Annotated in this window: 10 protein-coding genes; 3 read left to right on the top strand and 7 right to left on the bottom strand. The window is 69.8% G+C overall.

Going from position 1 to position 15,935, the window contains the following annotated elements; all coding sequences use genetic code 11:
* Positions 1-17: 17 nt before the first annotated feature.
* Positions 18-1,088: a M4 family metallopeptidase gene (locus tag NX794_RS09460; RefSeq protein ID WP_258777835.1), complete on the bottom strand. Its 1,071-nt coding sequence runs from the start codon at positions 1,086-1,088 to the stop codon at positions 18-20.
* A gap of 321 nt (positions 1,089-1,409) precedes the next feature.
* Here NX794_RS09460 and leuA point away from each other — a divergent pair, with 321 nt between their 5' ends.
* From leuA to NX794_RS09445, 3 genes are all read left to right on the top strand, one after another.
* On the top strand, positions 1,410-3,131 hold the full coding sequence (gene leuA / locus NX794_RS09455) for a 2-isopropylmalate synthase (protein ID WP_258777834.1): 1,722 nt from the start codon (positions 1,410-1,412) through the stop codon (positions 3,129-3,131).
* A gap of 184 nt (positions 3,132-3,315) precedes the next feature.
* A complete protein-coding gene (locus NX794_RS09450; protein WP_258777833.1) occupies positions 3,316-4,002 on the top strand; it encodes a TerB family tellurite resistance protein in 687 nt (228 codons plus the stop codon).
* Positions 4,003-4,539: 537 nt separating this feature from the next.
* Entirely contained in the window at positions 4,540-5,775 is a 1,236-nt protein-coding gene (locus NX794_RS09445; protein WP_258777832.1) for a sialidase family protein, read from the top strand.
* Here the strand turns inward: NX794_RS09445 and NX794_RS09440 are convergent.
* From NX794_RS09440 to NX794_RS09415, 6 genes are all read right to left on the bottom strand, one after another.
* A complete protein-coding gene (locus NX794_RS09440) occupies positions 5,706-6,632 on the bottom strand; it encodes a dihydrodipicolinate synthase family protein (RefSeq protein WP_258777831.1) in 927 nt (308 codons plus the stop codon). The genes NX794_RS09445 and NX794_RS09440 overlap by 70 nt on opposite strands.
* Positions 6,633-7,637, bottom strand: a complete 1,005-nt coding sequence (locus NX794_RS09435) for an oligopeptide/dipeptide ABC transporter ATP-binding protein (protein ID WP_258777830.1) — start codon at positions 7,635-7,637, stop codon at positions 6,633-6,635. It lies immediately after the preceding gene.
* Positions 7,634-9,622 carry a dipeptide/oligopeptide/nickel ABC transporter permease/ATP-binding protein gene (locus tag NX794_RS09430; protein ID WP_258777828.1) on the bottom strand — a complete coding sequence of 663 codons (1,989 nt, stop codon included), beginning with the start codon at positions 9,620-9,622 and terminating at the stop codon, positions 7,634-7,636. Before NX794_RS09430 ends, NX794_RS09435 begins: the two co-directional genes overlap by 4 nt.
* A complete protein-coding gene (locus NX794_RS09425; RefSeq protein ID WP_258777827.1) occupies positions 9,622-10,578 on the bottom strand; it encodes an ABC transporter permease in 957 nt (318 codons plus the stop codon). The genes NX794_RS09430 and NX794_RS09425 overlap by 1 nt, the downstream gene beginning before the upstream one ends.
* 4 nt (positions 10,579-10,582) lie before the next feature.
* Positions 10,583-12,211 carry an ABC transporter substrate-binding protein gene (locus NX794_RS09420; RefSeq protein WP_258777826.1) on the bottom strand — a complete coding sequence of 543 codons (1,629 nt, stop codon included), beginning with the start codon at positions 12,209-12,211 and terminating at the stop codon, positions 10,583-10,585.
* 151 nt (positions 12,212-12,362) lie between these two features.
* Positions 12,363-12,818: a MepB family protein gene (locus tag NX794_RS09415; protein WP_258777825.1), complete on the bottom strand. Its 456-nt coding sequence runs from the start codon at positions 12,816-12,818 to the stop codon at positions 12,363-12,365.
* Between the last annotated feature and the right edge of the window lie 3,117 nt (positions 12,819-15,935).

The following is a 15,935-nucleotide window of genomic DNA, read 5'->3' as shown; positions in this document are numbered from 1 at the left end:
GACCGGCGGCACGAGGGCTAAAGCGTGCGGACGCCGACCTGGCCCCAGGCCTTCCGCACGGCCTCCAGTTCGTCCCCGGAGCCGAAGCGCTTGCGGGCCGCCTTCACCGTGAGCGTGGCGAAGTCGGTGAACTGGGCGTCCTCCTTGAGTTTTCCGCCGGTCAGCACGTCGTACCAGACCTGGCCCGCCTTCTCCCAGGCGCGGCCGCCGATCGCGGTGGCGACCAGGTAGAAGGCGTGGTTGGGGATGCCGGAGTTGATGTGCACGCCGCCGTTGTCGCGGCTGGTGTGCACGTAGTCCTCCATGCGGGCCGGCTGCGGGTCCTTGCCGAGCACGTCGTCGTCGTACGCCGTGCCCGGCGCCTTCATCGAGCGCAGCGCGGTGCCCTGGACGCGCGGGGCGAGCAGCCCGGCGCCGATCAGCCAGTCGGCCTCGCCGGCGGTCTGCCCGAGGGTGTACTGCTTGATCAGCGAGCCGAAGACGTCGGAGACCGATTCGTTGAGCGCGCCGGACTGGCCGAAGTAGGCGAGGTTGGCGGTGTGCTGGGTGACGCCGTGGGTCAGCTCGTGCCCGATGACGTCGACCGGGATGGTGAAGTCGAGGAAGATCTCGTTGTCCCCGTCGCCGAACACCATCTGCTCGCCGTTCCAGAAGGCGTTGTCGTAGTCCTCGCCGTAGTGCACGGTGGCGTCCAGCGGCAGCCCGGCGTCGTCGATGGAGTGCCGGCCGTAGGCCTTCAGGTACAGCTCGAAGGTGGCGCCGAGGCCCGCGTAGGCGCGGTTGACGCTGGCGTCGGAGCCGGGGTCGGAGCCCTCCTCGCGGACCTTGGTGCCGGGCAGGTCCTCGGTGTGCCGGGCGTCGTAGATGGTCCGGTGCGGCTGGTCGGCGGCGGCACCGGCGGGCGGGGTGGCGGCGGGCGCGCCGATGACCGTGGTCAGGCGGCGCCGGGTGCGCTGGAGGGCGTCGTGCTCCAGGGAGCGGCGGGCCGGTGCGGAGAGCGCGGGGTCCTCGGACCGGGCGAGCCGGTCGAGGACGTGGGGCGGCACGATCGTGCAGAAGACGGGCTGGGAGCCCCCGTTGGTCGTCATACCTCCACGGTTGCACTGCGTCACGCCAATGTCACTACTCGCAACCATGATTGGTGAAATACCGGGACAGCTCTCGCGACAGAGTGTGATGATGTGGTACGGCACACTTTTTGCCCCTTTTGTGCCGCCGGTCCCGCATAGTGGAACACGCCCCCTCGTCCGGGCGGGCTCGGCTAGGCTGCGGAGCATCATGCGTTACGGGCTGCTTCTTCTTAGCTGCCGCGGCGAGGGCCTGTAGTCGAGGCCGACCCCCTCCCCGCGGAGCTTGGCGTTGCGTCGTCGGCCGTCCTTCCGGTGCCATCCAGAGGAGCCTTACGCGTCATGGCCAATCGCCAGCAGCCCAGTTCCCTGCCGATCCACAAGTACGGTCGCTACGACCAGGTCGACATCCCGGACCGCACCTGGCCCGGCAAGCGGATCACCGCCGCCCCCCGCTGGCTCTCCACCGACCTGCGTGACGGCAACCAGTCGCTGATCGACCCCATGTCGCCCGAGCGCAAGCGCCGGATGTTCGACCAGCTCGTCAAGCTGGGCTACAAGGAGATCGAGGTCGGCTTCCCCGCCTCCGGGCAGACCGACTTCGACTTCGTGCGCTCGATCATCGAGGAGGAGGGCGCGATCCCCGAGGACGTGACGATCTCCGTCCTCACCCAGGCCCGCGAGGACCTGATCGAGCGGACCGTGGAGTCCCTGAAGGGCGCCCGCCGGGCCACCGTCCACCTGTACAACGCCACCGCCCCGGTCTTCCGCCGGGTCGTCTTCCGCGGCTCCAAGGACGACATCAAGCAGATCGCCGTCGACGGCACCCGCCTGGTGATGGAGTACGCCGAGAAGCTGCTGGGCCCCGAGACCGAGTTCGGCTACCAGTACAGCCCGGAGATCTTCACCGACACCGAGCTGGACTTCGCGCTGGAGGTCTGCGAGGCGGTGATGGACGTCTACCAGCCGGGTCCGGGCCGCGAGATCATCCTCAACCTGCCCGCCACCGTGGAGCGTTCGACGCCGTCCACGCACGCGGACCGCTTCGAGTGGATGCACCGCAACCTGTCCCGCCGCGAGCACGTCTGCCTGTCCGTCCACCCGCACAACGACCGCGGTACGGCCGTGGCGGCGGCCGAGCTGGCGCTGATGGCAGGCGCCGACCGTATCGAGGGCTGCCTGTTCGGGCAGGGCGAGCGCACCGGCAACGTCGACCTGGTCACCCTGGGCATGAACCTGTTCTCGCAGGGCGTCGACCCGCAGATCGACTTCTCCGACATCGACGAGATCCGTCGTACGTGGGAGTACTGCAACCAGATGGAGGTCCACCCGCGCCACCCGTACGTGGGCGACCTGGTCTACACGTCCTTCTCCGGCTCCCACCAGGACGCCATCAAGAAGGGCTTCGACGCGATGGAGGCCGACGCGCGGGCCAGGGGCGTCACCGTGGACGACATCGAGTGGGCGGTGCCGTACCTGCCGATCGACCCCAAGGACGTCGGCCGCTCCTACGAGGCCGTCATCCGCGTCAACTCGCAGTCCGGCAAGGGCGGTATCTCCTACGTCCTGAAGAACGACCACAAGCTGGACCTGCCGCGCCGTATGCAGATCGAGTTCTCCCGGCTCATCCAGGCCAAGACCGACGCCGAGGGCGGCGAGATCACCCCGAAGGACATCTGGGCGGTCTTCCAGGACGAGTACCTGCCGAACCCCGAGAACCCGTGGGGCCGCATCCAGGTGCGCACCGGGCAGTCGACCACCGACACCGACGGCGTGGACACCCTGACCGTCGAGGCCACCGTCGACGGCGAGGACACCATCCTGACCGGCTCCGGCAACGGCCCGATCTCGGCCTTCTTCGACGCCCTCCAGTCCGTCGGCGTCGACGTACGCCTGCTGGACTACCAGGAGCACACGATGAGCGAGGGCGCCTCCGCGCAGGCCGCCTCCTACATCGAATGCGCGATCGACGGCAAGGTTCTGTGGGGAATCGGCATCGACGCGAACACGACGCGTGCGTCGCTAAAGGCGGTCGTCTCCGCCGTCAACCGCGCGGCCCGCTGACCCCTCTGACCGGCACTTTCGGCGCCCTGATCGCTGCATACGGTGATCAGGGCGCCGTTCGTTTCCGGCCACAAGGGGCCAGAGGTCACGAACGGGTCTCCTCCGGGGTACTGACTCAGCCTCCGTGATGTGGCTAACATCACGCCAGCACGGCGATGTTGCCGCGCGGTTACGGAGGTGCGACGTGCTGCCAGTACGGGGACGAGACGGCCGGGCCCTGCGCTTGCTGGGCACGCGCACCGCGTGGACACCCGTGGGAGACGGCGAGTTCTTCTGCCCCGGCTGCGGAGGCGACCGCAACTACCAGCGGCTCACCGGGCGCCGCCGCCTCACGCTGCTCGGCCTGCCGCTGCTGCCGCGCGGGGACACCGGGCCGGTGGTGGAGTGCGCCACCTGTCACCGCCACTTCGGCACCGAGGCCCTGGACCACCCCACCACCCGCCGCTTCTCCGCGATGCTCCGCGACGGCGTGCACACCGTCGCCCTCGCCGTCCTCACGGCCGGCGGCACCTGCTCCCGTACGGTCCTGGAGACCGCCGTCGGCGCGGTCCGCGCGGCCGGCTTCACCGACTGCACCGAGGACCAGCTCAGCGCCCTCGTCGACGCCCTCGCCGCCGACACCGGCCGGGTCTTCGAGCAGCCCTGCGGCGCGAGCCTGACGATAGAGCTGCACGAGGCCCTGGACCCGCTCGCCCCGCACCTCGCCCCCGCCGGCCGCGAGTCCCTCTTCCTCCAGGCCGCCCGCATCGCCCTCGCCGACGGCCCCTACACCCCCGCCGAACGCGACGCCCTGACGACGATCGGCGCGGCCCTCACCATCTGCGCCACGGACGTCACCCGCCTCCTGGCAGCGGCCCGCACACCGTCCTGACCGGCGGGCGGACCGGGGCCGTACGGGTGCGGGTGCCCGGGTACGGCTACGGGGTGCACGTCCGCCGGGGCCGTGGGAGAAGTGCCAACCGGTCCCAGGCAACCCGCTCGTCCCGCCGCCGGAGCGGTGCCCGCCACTGAGGGGCTGCCGGCCGGTACGCAGGGGGAGGGGCGCCCCCTTGGACACTCCTCGTCGCGTCGGCCGGTCGGCCGACCGTCTCCGCTCCGCGCCCTCTCCGCTCCGCGCCACCGCCGGACCGCTGCCTGCCGCCGGTGCGCGACCGTTGTGCCGGGGTGTGTGGCGACGGGCGCATGGGGGGGCGCCCCCGGGCGCTCCGCGGCCGTGCCATGAGCGGGCCGGTGCCTGCCGCGGCGCCCGTCCGCCGGGCCCGGGCCAGGGGCGCCCCGCCGGGCCCGGGCCAGGGGGCGCCCGCACCGCATGCGGGGACAGGGCCCCGCGCCAACGCGCCCCGGTCGTCCCCCCTCGCCCCGGAGTGTCCGCCCACCCGGAGATCATCCGCGCCGGGACCATGAGCACGTGACCCCCCACAGCCGCTGTCTGCTCGCCGGTCTCGCCCTGCTCGCCCCGCTCACCCTCCACCCGCCCGCGTCCGCGCGCGCCGGATGCGTGTCGTCCGTGCCGTACGTGTCCGGGCAGGGCGGTTACGCGGCCTACCGCATCCCCGCCGTCGTCCGGACCCGGCAGGGCACGGTGCTGGCGTTCGCCGAGGGGCGGCGGGACGGGGTGGGGGACAGCGGGGACATCGACGTCGTGGTGCGCCGGTCCCGGGACGGGGGCTGCACCTGGGGTCGGACGCGCGTCGTGGCCGCCGGGCGCGGGGACACCCGGGGCAACCCGGCGCCGGTCGTGGACCCCCGTACCGGCGCCGTCGTGCTCGTCACCTGCGCCAACAGCGGAAGCGTGACCGAGGACCGGATCATGCGCGGCGAGGTCACGCCCGCCCAGGGGCGCCGCGTGTTCGTGCAGCGGAGCTGGGACGACGGCCGGCACTTCGGGCGGCTCCGCGAGATCACGGCCCGGGTGAAACGCCCGGACTGGCGCTGGTACGCGACCGGCCCCGGGCACGCCCTCGCCCTCACCCGGGGCCCGCACGCCGGCCGGCTGCTCATCCCCGCCAACCACTCCGCCGCCCCGCCCCCCGGCTCCCCCGACACCGGCCGGGAAGCCCGGTACTACGGCGGCCACGCCCTCTACAGCGACGACGGCGGACGCACCTGGCACCTGGGCTTCGTGGACGCCGACTACGACGGCCGGGTCAACCCGAACGAATCCAGTGCCGCCCAACTCCCGGACGGCCGGGTCTACTTCAGCGCCCGTGACCAGAACGGCCGAACCCCCGGCAACCGCCTCGCCGCCTACTCCTCCGACGCCGGCCGCACCCTCGACCACCCCTACGCCGTCCAGCCCACCCTCGACGACATCCCCGTGGTGCAGGCCAGTGTCCTCCAAGTGCGCGCCGAGCAAGGCCCGTTGCTGCTCTCCGCGCCCTCCGTCCCCACCGCACGCCGTGCCATGGCCCTATGGGCGAGCACCGACGCCGGCCGCACCTTCCGCAAGCTGCTGACCCTCTCCGACGACCGGGCCGCCTACTCCGACCTGGTCCAGCTCGGCCCGGACACCGTCGGCGTCCTCTACGAGCGCGGCGCCTACGCCACCGTCGAGTTCCGCCGGCTGCGGCTGCCTCAGAGCAGCCCGGCGGCGGCCAGCAGCTTGCCGACCCGCTCGACCTCCTCGCCGGACAGCGGGACCTGAGGCTCGGCCGTCACCGGGCAGTCGATGACGCCCCGCAGATGCAGGGCCGCCTTGAACGCGCCGAGCGCCGAGGAACTGCCGCCCATCCGGGCCGGATCGCCCACCCCGGTGATCGCGAACAGCGCGCACAGCCGCTCCTGTTCGACCCGCGCCGCCTCCCAGTCACCGGCCCGGCACTCCCGGTACAGGCGGACGTACCCGTGCGGGTCGACGTTGGCCAGCCCCGGCACCGCCCCGTCCGCGCCCAGCGCGAGCGCCGAGTCGGCGATCAGCTCGGAGCCGGTCAGCACACTGAACCCGGGGTGCGTCCGGGCGCCGGTGACGATCTCCCGGAAGGCCGCCAGATCGCCGCTGGAGTCCTTGACGCCGGCCAGCACCCCGTCCCCGGCGAGCCCCAGCACCAGCTCGGCGGGCAGCTTGGTGTGCACGGCCACCGGGATGTCGTAAGCGACCACCGGCACCGGGCTGGCGGCGGCGATCCGGCGGAAGTGGTGGACGATCTCGGCGGGATGGGTGCGGGCGTAGAACGGGGCGGTGACGACGACGGCCTGCGCCCCGGCCGCCGTGACCGCGCTGACGTGGTCCAGGACCCTCGGCGTGGTCATGTCGATGGCCCCGGCCAGCACCGGCACCTGACCGCCGACATGGGCCGTCACCGCCGCCACCACCTGCCGGCGCTGCCCGTCGGTCAGGAAGGCCGCCTCCGAGGTCGAGCCCAGCAGGAACAGCCCGTGCACCCCCGCCTCCACCAGGTGGTCCACCAGGGACAGCAGCGAGCGGACGTCCACCTCCCGCTCCGGCGTCAGGGGCGTGCAGACGGGCGGGACGACACCGGTCAGCGGGGCGGGGAAGGTCATTCAGGGCTCCTGGCGTGCTAGGTCACGGGTCGGCTGGTCCTCTTCCACAGGATGGTGGCAGCGGTAGCGGTGTCCGGGACGTGACGCGGCCGAGAAGTCCGGCATCGACTCCGCGCACACCCCGTCCGCCTTCCAGCAGCGCGTGCGGAAGGGGCAGCCGCTCGGCGGGCGGGTCGCCGAGGGCACCGGGCCGGTCAGCGGGATCGGATCGACGGGGTCCAGCAGGCCGGGCGTGGCCGAGAACAGGGCGCGGGTGTACGGGTGCCGGGCGCTGTCGGTCACCCGGTCGGCCGGGGTCTCCTCCACGATCCGGCCCAGGTACATGGTGATCACCCGGTCGCTCATCCGCCGTACCGTCTGGATGTCGTGGCTGACGAACACCAGCGCGAGACCGAGGCGTTCGCGCAGGTCCAGCAGCAGGTTGAGGATCTGCGCGCGCACCGACACGTCCAGGGCGCTGGTCGGCTCGTCGGCGACCACGAGCGCCGGGTCCAGGGCGAGCGCGCGGGCGATGGCGACCCGCTGCCGCTGCCCGCCCGACAACTGCCCCGGCAGCGCGTCCGCGAGCGCCCGGGGCAGCCCCACCATCCCCATCAACTCCCGTACCCGCGCCTCTCGTTCAGCCCGGGTGCCGCGCCGGTGCACGTCCAGCGGGTCGCGCAGGATGCGCCCGACCGGCAGCCGGCGGTTCAGGGCCGTCGACGGGTCCTGGAAGACCATCCCGGTGCCCGCGCCGACCACCGCCCGCCGCTCGCCGGCCGGCATCGCCCACAGGTCCCGCCCCCCGAACGACACCGTCCCCGAGGTCGGCCGCTGGACGCCGGTCAGCACCCGCGCCAGCGTCGACTTCCCGCACCCCGACTCCCCGACCACGCCCACCGTCTCCCCGGCGGCGACCCGCAGCCCCGCACCGGTCAGCGCGTACACCCGGTCCCGACCGAACAGCCCGCCCCCGCGCGCCCGGTGCACCACATGGGCGTCCCGCACCTCCACCACGGCGCTCACCGCACCGCCTCCTCGCTCGCCGCCGACGTCGGGTCCGCCGGGTCCACCGCCGGGTGATGACAGGCGGCCGTGTGCGCGGGCGGGCCCACGAGCACCGGGACCCGCTCGTGGCAGACCCGCGTGGCCAGCGGGCAGCGGTCGGCGAACCGGCACCCCGCCGGGAAGTCCGCGGGAGCCGGTACGACCCCCTTGATCTGCGTCATCCGCTCCTCGGCCGACTCCAGCGAGAGCACACTGCCCAGCAGACCGCGCGTGTAGTGGTGGGCCGGGGCCGCGACCAGCTCGGCGGTCACCCCGCTCTCCACGATCCGCCCGCCGTACATCACCACCACCCGGTCGGTGACGTCGGCGACCAGCGCCAGGTCGTGCGAGACCAGGACCAGCGCGAACCCCAGCTCCGCGCGCAGCCGCAGCAGCAGCTCCATCACCTGCGTCTGCACGGTGACGTCGAGCGCGGTGGTCGGCTCGTCGGCGACGATCAGCCCCGGGTCCCGGGACAGCGCCATCGCGATCAGCACCCGCTGCCGCTGCCCGCCGGACAGCTCGTGCGGATAGCTGCGCAGAGTCCGCTCCGCATCCAGCCCGACCAGCGCCAGCAACTCCCGGGGACCGCGTCGCCCTCCCCGCCGTACGAGCTGTTTCATCTGCGCCCGGACCGTCATGGCGGGGTTCAGCGAGGACAGGGCGTCCTGGTAGACCATCGCCATCTCGTGCCCGAGCAGCCGGCGCCGTACCCGCGCGGGCTCGGCCAGCAGGTCGCGCCCCCGGAACCGCACTCGCCCGCGCACCCGGGCGCCCTTCGGCTGGAGCCCCATGACGGTCAGCGCGGTCAGCGACTTCCCGCACCCGGACTCCCCGACCAGCCCCAGCACCTCACCCGGATACACCTCGAAGCCGACCCCGTCGACCACGTCCACGCCCCGGTGCCGGTCCGGGAACCCGATGGACAGGTCCTCCACGGCCAGCACCGGCCGCTCGTCCGGGCCGGGCCGGGGCCGGGCGCGGGCGCGCAGCCGCCGGGCGGCCTCGGCGAGACCGGGTAGCGGCAGCACCTCCCCGCCGCCCGGCTCGGGGGCCTCCAGCCGGTCGGCGGGCGCCTGCGGCACCTCCCGGGGCGCGGGCGCCGCCCACGCGTCGGAGACGCCCTCGGAGAGGATGTTCAGCGACAGCACGGTCAGGAGGATCAGCAGCCCCGGGAAGACGGTCGCCCACCAGCCGCCGGTCAGCACCATGTTCCGGCCGTCCGCGATCACACTTCCCCAGGACGGGTCGGGGGGCCGCACCCCGGCGCCGATGAAGGACAGCGACGCCTCGAACACGATGGCCTCGGCCACCTGGACCGTGCAGAACACCAGCACCGGGGCCGCGCAGTTGACGGCCACGTGCCGCAGCACGATGTGCGGGGTGCGGGCGCCGATGACCCGCTCGGCGGTGACGTAGTCCTCGCCGTACTGGTCGAGCACGTTCGCCCGGACGACCCGTGCCACCGGCGGCGTGAACAGGAAGGCGATCGCGCAGATCAGCACACCGATGCCACCGCCGAACACGGCCACCAGCACGGCCGCGAGCGCGATCCCCGGAAACGCCATCACGACATCGAGACAGCGCATCAGCGTCTCGTCCACCCCCTTGCGGGAAGTGGCGGCGAGCGCCCCGAGCAGCGCCCCGACGACCAAGGCGAGCCCGGTCGCCCCCAGCCCGATCGCCAGCGACCAGCGGGCCCCGTACATCAGCCGGCTCAGCACGTCCCGCCCGAGGCTGTCCTGCCCCATCCAGTGCGCCCCGGACGGATGCCCGGTCCCGCCCACCGGGTCCTGCTGGTCGAGCGGGTCGTCGGGCGCGAGCAGCGGGGCGAGTACGGCGACCAGGACGACGACCGCCAGGAAGCAGACGGCAACCTTCGACAGCGGCGGCAGCCGGCGCCAGCCACGCAGCCGGACACCGGACTGGGAGAGCCGTTCGGCGAGACTCGCGCGCGTGACCATCAGGCCGCCCTCAGTCGTGGGTTGACCAGCAGATACAGCACGTCGATGACGAGGTTGACGACGACGAACCCGGTCGCCGTCGTCAGGACGACCCCCTGCACCACCGCCGGGTCGCCGTTCTGCACGGCGTCGATCATCAGCTTGCCCATGCCGGGCAGCGAGAAGATCGTCTCGATCACGACCGCGCCGCCGAGCAGATAGCCGACCCGCAGCCCCAGTACGGTCAGCGGGTTGACCAGGGCGTTGCGCAGCACGTTCCGCCCGACCACCACCCGGGGCGGCAGCCCGCTCCCGATCGCCGTGCGCACGTAGTCCTTGTCCAGCTCCTCGACCACCGAGGTCCGCACGATCCGGGTGAGCTGGGCGGCCACCGGCAGGGACAGGGCGAGCGCGGGCAGCGCCATGGTGCGCAGCCAGCCGGTGAGCGAGTCGGCCGGATTGACGTAACCGCCGGTCGGGAACCAGCCCCGGTCGACCGCCAGGTACTGGATCATCAGCAGCGCCAGCCAGAACCCGGGCGCGGCGACCCCGACCAGCGAGACGACCCGGACGGCCTGGTCCGGGATCCGGTCCCGGTACACGGCGGCGCTCACCCCGCCCACCAGCGCCAGGACCACCGCGATCCCGAGCCCGAGGAAGGTCAGTTGGAGGGTGAGCGGCAGCGCGGTGGTGACCTGGTCGACCACCGGGGCCCGGGTCAGGGCACTGGTGCCGAGGTCGCCGTGCAGCAGGTCGCGGACGAAATGGACGTACCGCACGGGCAGCGGGTCCAGCAGCCCGTTGCGCTCCCGGAAGTCGTGCAGCTGCCGCGGGGTCGGGTTGGCGCCCTGGAAGAACGCCGAGGCCGGGTCGACGTCCGAGAACCGCATCACCAGGAACACGAACAGCACGATCCCGAGCAGCAGCGGCACCAGCAGGGCGATCCGCCGCAGCAGAATCCGTACGACGGCCGTCATGCCGTCAGACCCAGCGCGCCTGGAGCAGGTTGATCCCGGGGTACGGCTGGGCCCTTATGCCCTCCAGCTTGCGCGCGTCCCAGGCGGTCATCAGCTCGTTGTGCACCACGGGGTACAGCACGGCCTGCTCGGCGACGACGTCGATGTAGTCCTGCACCATGGCCCGCTTCCGCGCCGCGTCCGGCTCCCGGGTGGCCTGGTCCATGTCCCGGAACAGTTGCTTGGCGACGGGATGCCCGCCCCACCGCGCGTACCGCATCCACAGGTTCTGCGGGCCGTAGTTGTAATGCATGATCAGATCGGCGTCGACCCCGAACTGATTGGGGTTGGAGGCGGCGGCGACCACTTGGTAGTCCCGCTTCTGGTCCATCTTGGTGAACACGGCGGTGGTCTCCTGCGGTGCGAGGGTGGTCCGCACGCCGATCGCGTCCCACGACGCCTTGATGGTCGGCAGACAGTCCACGACCCAGCTCACGTTGACGGCGAGGATCTCGATGGTGAGGTCCTTCACCCCGGCGGCCTTGAGCAGGGCCTTCGCCTTGCCGGGGTCGTAGTCGTACACGGTCTTGGCCCGCCGATAGCTGGGATTGCCGTGATCGAGGAACGAGGACGCGGGCTCACCATGCCCCTTCAGCGCGACACGCACCAACTTCTCGCTGTCGATGGCGTAGTGCAGCGCCTGCCGGACCCGGACGTCGTCGAAGGGCTTGTGCCGGGTGTTGAACATCAGGAACAGGTTGTTCATCCCGGACCCGCCCGCGACCCGCAGCCCGCCCTGTTCCAGCCGGGGGATGTTGGCGTACGGGATGTTGTCGGCGATCTGCGCCCCCGCCCCCACCCCGGAGATCTTGGCGACCCGCCCGGCGGCGTCCACGATGGTCAGCCAGTTCATCTTCCGGAAGGCGGGCTTGCGGGACCCGTTGTAGCCGTCGAACGCCTCCAGCACGGTGTTGGACTTCGGATGGTGCGCGCTCTGCCGGTACGGCCCCGAGCCGACCGCCAGCCCCTTGACCGCCTCGTCCCAGGCCCCGGCCCGCGAGAACACGTGCTTCGGCATGACCTTGGCCAGCGTGAGCCGCGAAACCCCGTCCGGGAAGGGGAACTTGAGCACCAGCTCCACCGTCCGGGCGTCGACCTTCCGGACCTCCTTGAGCCAGCTTTCGAAGAACCCCTTGGCGAGGGTCTGGGTACCCGGGTCCAGTATCCGGTCGAACACGAACACCACGTCGTCCGCGGTGACGGGCTTGCCGTCGTGAAAGGTGGCACCGGGCCGCAGCGAGAACCGCCAGGTGGTGGCGTCGGGGTCCTTCGGAATCTCCGTCCCCAGCGCGGGATACGGCTTCCGGCTGATCGGATCGGTGTCCAGCAGCCCCTCGTAGATATGGTTGTTGGCGGCCATCGAGAACGCGGAGGCCGTCTGCGTGGGGTCCCAACTCCCGTCGTTCCCATACCCGATGACGGCGGTCAGCGTCCGATCCTTCCCGCTGCCGCCACCCCCGGTGTCGTTGGTCGACTCCGGCCCACCGGAACACCCGGCCACCCCGGCGGGCAACACGGCGCCGGCCCCGAGGACCCCGGCGACCTTCAGCACCGACCGGCGCTGGGGTGCGGATACGCCGGCTGCACTGCTCACGTCGCTCACGTCGTCGCGCACGGGTCCTCCAGCGGGTGGTGGGGGATGCTGGGAGATACGACGTCCTACGTCCTACGTCCGGTAGCGCGACGATAGGAGGGGGTGTGGGGGTGGTCAAGACGGCGCGCACGGGTGGGGTGGGCGGGCGGACTCAGGGGTGGTAGGGGGTGTGGGCGCGGGCCAGGTCGGCGGTCCCGGGCCGACCGAGGTCGAGGAAGTAGTTCACCTGCCAGGCCTGGGTGGCGCGGGCCTGCCGGTTGGCCGTGGTCACCCACGGCGGATAGACACGGAATCCACGCTTACCGCCGGAGCCGCCGCGGGAGACGATGCCGCGCTCGCACAACACGTCACGCGGGAAGACGAATTGGCCGAAGCCGTCGTCGTCACGGCTGCTGATGACGAACAGGTCCACCCCGTCGCCGACGTCGAAGGGCCGGATCGGCCCCTCCTCGGACCGCAGCGTGAACGCGCACGCCGCGTACTCGGCGCTCTCCGGTTCCGGCACCGGCACCGGCAGTGAGCAGGCGAAACCGCTCGGGTCGTACACCAACGCCTTCGCCGCCAGCAGGTCACTGTGCAGCCCGGCCCAAGGTTGCTGCACCACCATTCCGTCATCCTACTGACCGGTGTGGCTGCTGCTCGTGAGCACTGGCCATCCGCAGGTCCGGGAAGGCGGGCCCTCCTTGGAACGTCTCGTCCGCTCCAGACGGTCATCCTCGCCGGCGCCTGACCACGGTCATCCCCAGCCCGACGGCGAGGATCACAGGGAGGGGATAGAGCCACGCTTCCTTCGGCTCGGACCCGCTGACACTGCCGACCAACCCGAGCAGGAGGTACACGCCCAGGGCTACGCCCGCGATCACGGCCATGCCCCGGGACCGGCCGGAGACGCCTCGGGCCGACTGTCGCTCGGTCATTTCCCGTCCCTCGTCCTTGCCGTCAGCCCCGTCAGCAACGTGCAGGTTTCACGAGAACCGTGATTCGATGTTCAGCGCTTCCGCTGCATGAGAATGACGCTGATCCCTCCCAGCACGGCCCCTACTATGCCAGCCACTACCAATAGCGTCAGCACTTTCCGCCATCCTCACTAGCGTCTTTCCAGACGCCGCTCACGTTCGGAGAACCGACGCCCGAGCCGATCGACGCGTTATAGCTGCCGTCCGGTGGGTTCGATGCGCTTGACGGGGTCATCGATTGCGGCGCCGATTAATCACAATCGGTATGACAACACAGAGAATCGCCGCTATGAACAGGATAATCCCGAGTGTCCCTCCGGGGGTTACTTCAGTTCGCGCGAGCTCCATGGTCCCGCCTCTCTCACCGTTCCGGTGATTCAGATTGTTTGTTGCGGAAGGTCAGAAACACCAGCAGGCACAAAGCATCCGCGACTGCGGTCACGAGAAGCAAAGGCCAGGCGGATTCGACAACGAGTCCGGCGGCAATGCCCAAGGCTTGACCCGATAGGGCGTCGATACCACCCTGCACGCCGCTGGAAACGGCGTCATGAATCTCCTTCCGTGAAGCTGTAGCGGGCCTTAAGGTGGTAGAGGCCGTGGGTCCTGGTAGTTGTCGGCGAAGCGGTAAGGCTGGGTCACTGGTCCAGTGGACTGGGCGAGGGTGTGGACGCCGGCTCAAGGGCATCTGTGTGATCCGACTTCTCGCTCAGTTCGCCGCATAGCTGCCAGGGGAGAATTTCGGTAACGCCGCCTGACTGCGACGCGTTGGGATGGGATCGAGCCTTCTACCCGAGCAGCCCAAGGGTGTACATAATTCCGAAAACGGCAAGTGCTGAGCCGATCAGGCGAAAAGCTGCAGTGTTGCTCGTGTTGAATCGCTCACTGGAGCTATATCCCGTCCTGCGGGAGAAGGACGGTCCGAACGTGGCCAGAGATGCTCCGAATATGGCGAGCAGCAAACCTACCAGCACGTGCATTTCAGTCCCTTCTCTTCTGCGGGTGTCCGGTCAGGGCGCCCGCAGAATCACTGTCCTACCTGCCCCTTCGCCGGCTGCAGGAATAGAGGACGACCATGGTGATCGCGGCCAGGATGAAGATCCCGATCATCAGGTAGGGAGACCAGGAAGGCCCATCTGGCCGATCATTGGCCAATTGGGCGAGTCCGTTCACAATGTTCCTCCTTCTTCCAGGAGGTGTACTTGACCGTTCATGAACACTTACCGGAGCTACCTCTCAGGTTCGCTGATCCTGAGGCGAGGCTCATGTCGGCACTCGTCCCGGGGGTTCAGGACCGGCTGTCAAGTAGGGGTGAACGCCTCCGTTTGCAACCGTCAGCTCCGGCTGCCAGCTATGGCAACTTGAGCTGTGCGGCCCGTGAGCCGTGGGCTCGGCGGATCGTGGTGAAGCCGCCGTCCCCTTGTGCCCCGGATCAGGTCACCGTTTCCCTCTTTGCTTGGATCCAAGCCATCGAAACAGCCCGAAGAAACAGAGCGTCAGGACGACTGCCAGGGCCACCATCGCGATGGAGTTCATCTTCACTGTCCTCGGCGGCGACGCCAGAAGTCACGCGCGCTCGATGATTGAGCCCACATGGCAAATCCTGCTAGGGCGGCAACCGCGATGATCAGGAGCACGTGAGCCAGGCCGTTCATGTTGATCTCTCCTGTTTGCTAGAGGAACTTCCCACCGTCGATGACGTCCTTCGCCTTGCGGGCATGGTCGTTCACTTTCTCCGCAAGCGGACGACGACCACCCCGAGAAGTAGCATGACGATCACCACGAGAAGCCACGCCGGAAGGGCTGCCGCCAGCGCGCCGCGAGCCATGGGTACAGGGTCCATGCCGTCCATTCAGCCTCCTAGGGCAGGTCTATTCCTGCACTTTCCTGTGCCGGATCATGGCGTAAAGCAGCATGCAGTTACCAGTCAGCGCCATGAACCCGAAGATGAAAGGAATGACTCTGCGTGATCCCTCTGATCGGAACCCTTGAAATAGTGCAACCCCGGCCACGGTCAACATAATTGCCATGAAAATCTGAAGCTTCTTCTGAGCGTTCACATCTCACCTCCGATCGGAGCGCCCACTTTTGGGCCCTTGGAGCAGACCGGGACCGAAGGTGCTGGCACCTGATCACTCCGCGCTCTCTCGCTGCGCCCCTCGGGGACTCCAGGTGTCGGCCTCGTTGCTGTCGATGTCGACCAGGGCGACTGCGTCTACGGTTGAGAAGCCCTCGTGTATTTAAGGGTGAGATGCAGTCCCACCCATAGTGTGAGCGAGACGATAACCAGGATCCATCCAGCGGCATTCCCCATGATGCCCAGTGCTATCCCAGAAATGGCGAGAACTGCAAACGCAATTGCAGCCATTGTGTAGTACATGCGGCTCTGTGCTTGCTGCTCCACTGATCGGCCAAGACGTGTCATGAATGAGCGCCTTCCTCTGCGTTTTGTTCTTGGCCAGCGGACTCTGGCCCTTCGCTGGATCGCTGTTCATCGATTGCGACGCCGATTAATCACAATCGGTATGACCACACAGAGAATCGCTGCTATAAACAGGGTGATTCCGAGCGTTCCACCGGGGGTTACTTCAGTCCGCGCGAGTTCCATAGTTCCGCCTTTCTCGCCGATCCGGCGATTCAGTTCGACTGTTACGGAAGATCAGAAAGACCAGTAGACATATGGCATCGGCGGCTGCGGTTACAAGAAGCAAGGGGAGTGCTGCAATGAATCCTCCCCTATTTCAAAGGGTCACGCTGAGTGCATGTGTGAC

Source organism: Streptomyces pyxinicus (assembly GCF_024753135.1).
GTDB classification, from domain to species: Bacteria; Actinomycetota; Actinomycetes; order Streptomycetales; family Streptomycetaceae; genus Streptomyces; species Streptomyces pyxinicus.
Note: the sequence above shows the minus strand (reverse complement) of the source record. Positions and strands in the feature narration are given on the sequence as shown.

Coding starts and splice junctions, on each gene's coding strand:
- NX794_RS09460 (WP_258777835.1), bottom strand. CDS start 1,088: ATGACGACCAACGGGGGCTCCCAGCCCGTCTTCTGCACGATCGTGCCG.
- NX794_RS09440 (WP_258777831.1), bottom strand. CDS start 6,632: ATGACCTTCCCCGCCCCGCTGACCGGTGTCGTCCCGCCCGTCTGCACG.
- NX794_RS09425 (WP_258777827.1), bottom strand. CDS start 10,578: ATGACGGCCGTCGTACGGATTCTGCTGCGGCGGATCGCCCTGCTGGTG.
- NX794_RS09430 (WP_258777828.1), bottom strand. CDS start 9,622: ATGGTCACGCGCGCGAGTCTCGCCGAACGGCTCTCCCAGTCCGGTGTC.
- NX794_RS09415 (WP_258777825.1), bottom strand. CDS start 12,818: ATGGTGGTGCAGCAACCTTGGGCCGGGCTGCACAGTGACCTGCTGGCG.
- leuA (WP_258777834.1), top strand. CDS start 1,410: ATGGCCAATCGCCAGCAGCCCAGTTCCCTGCCGATCCACAAGTACGGT.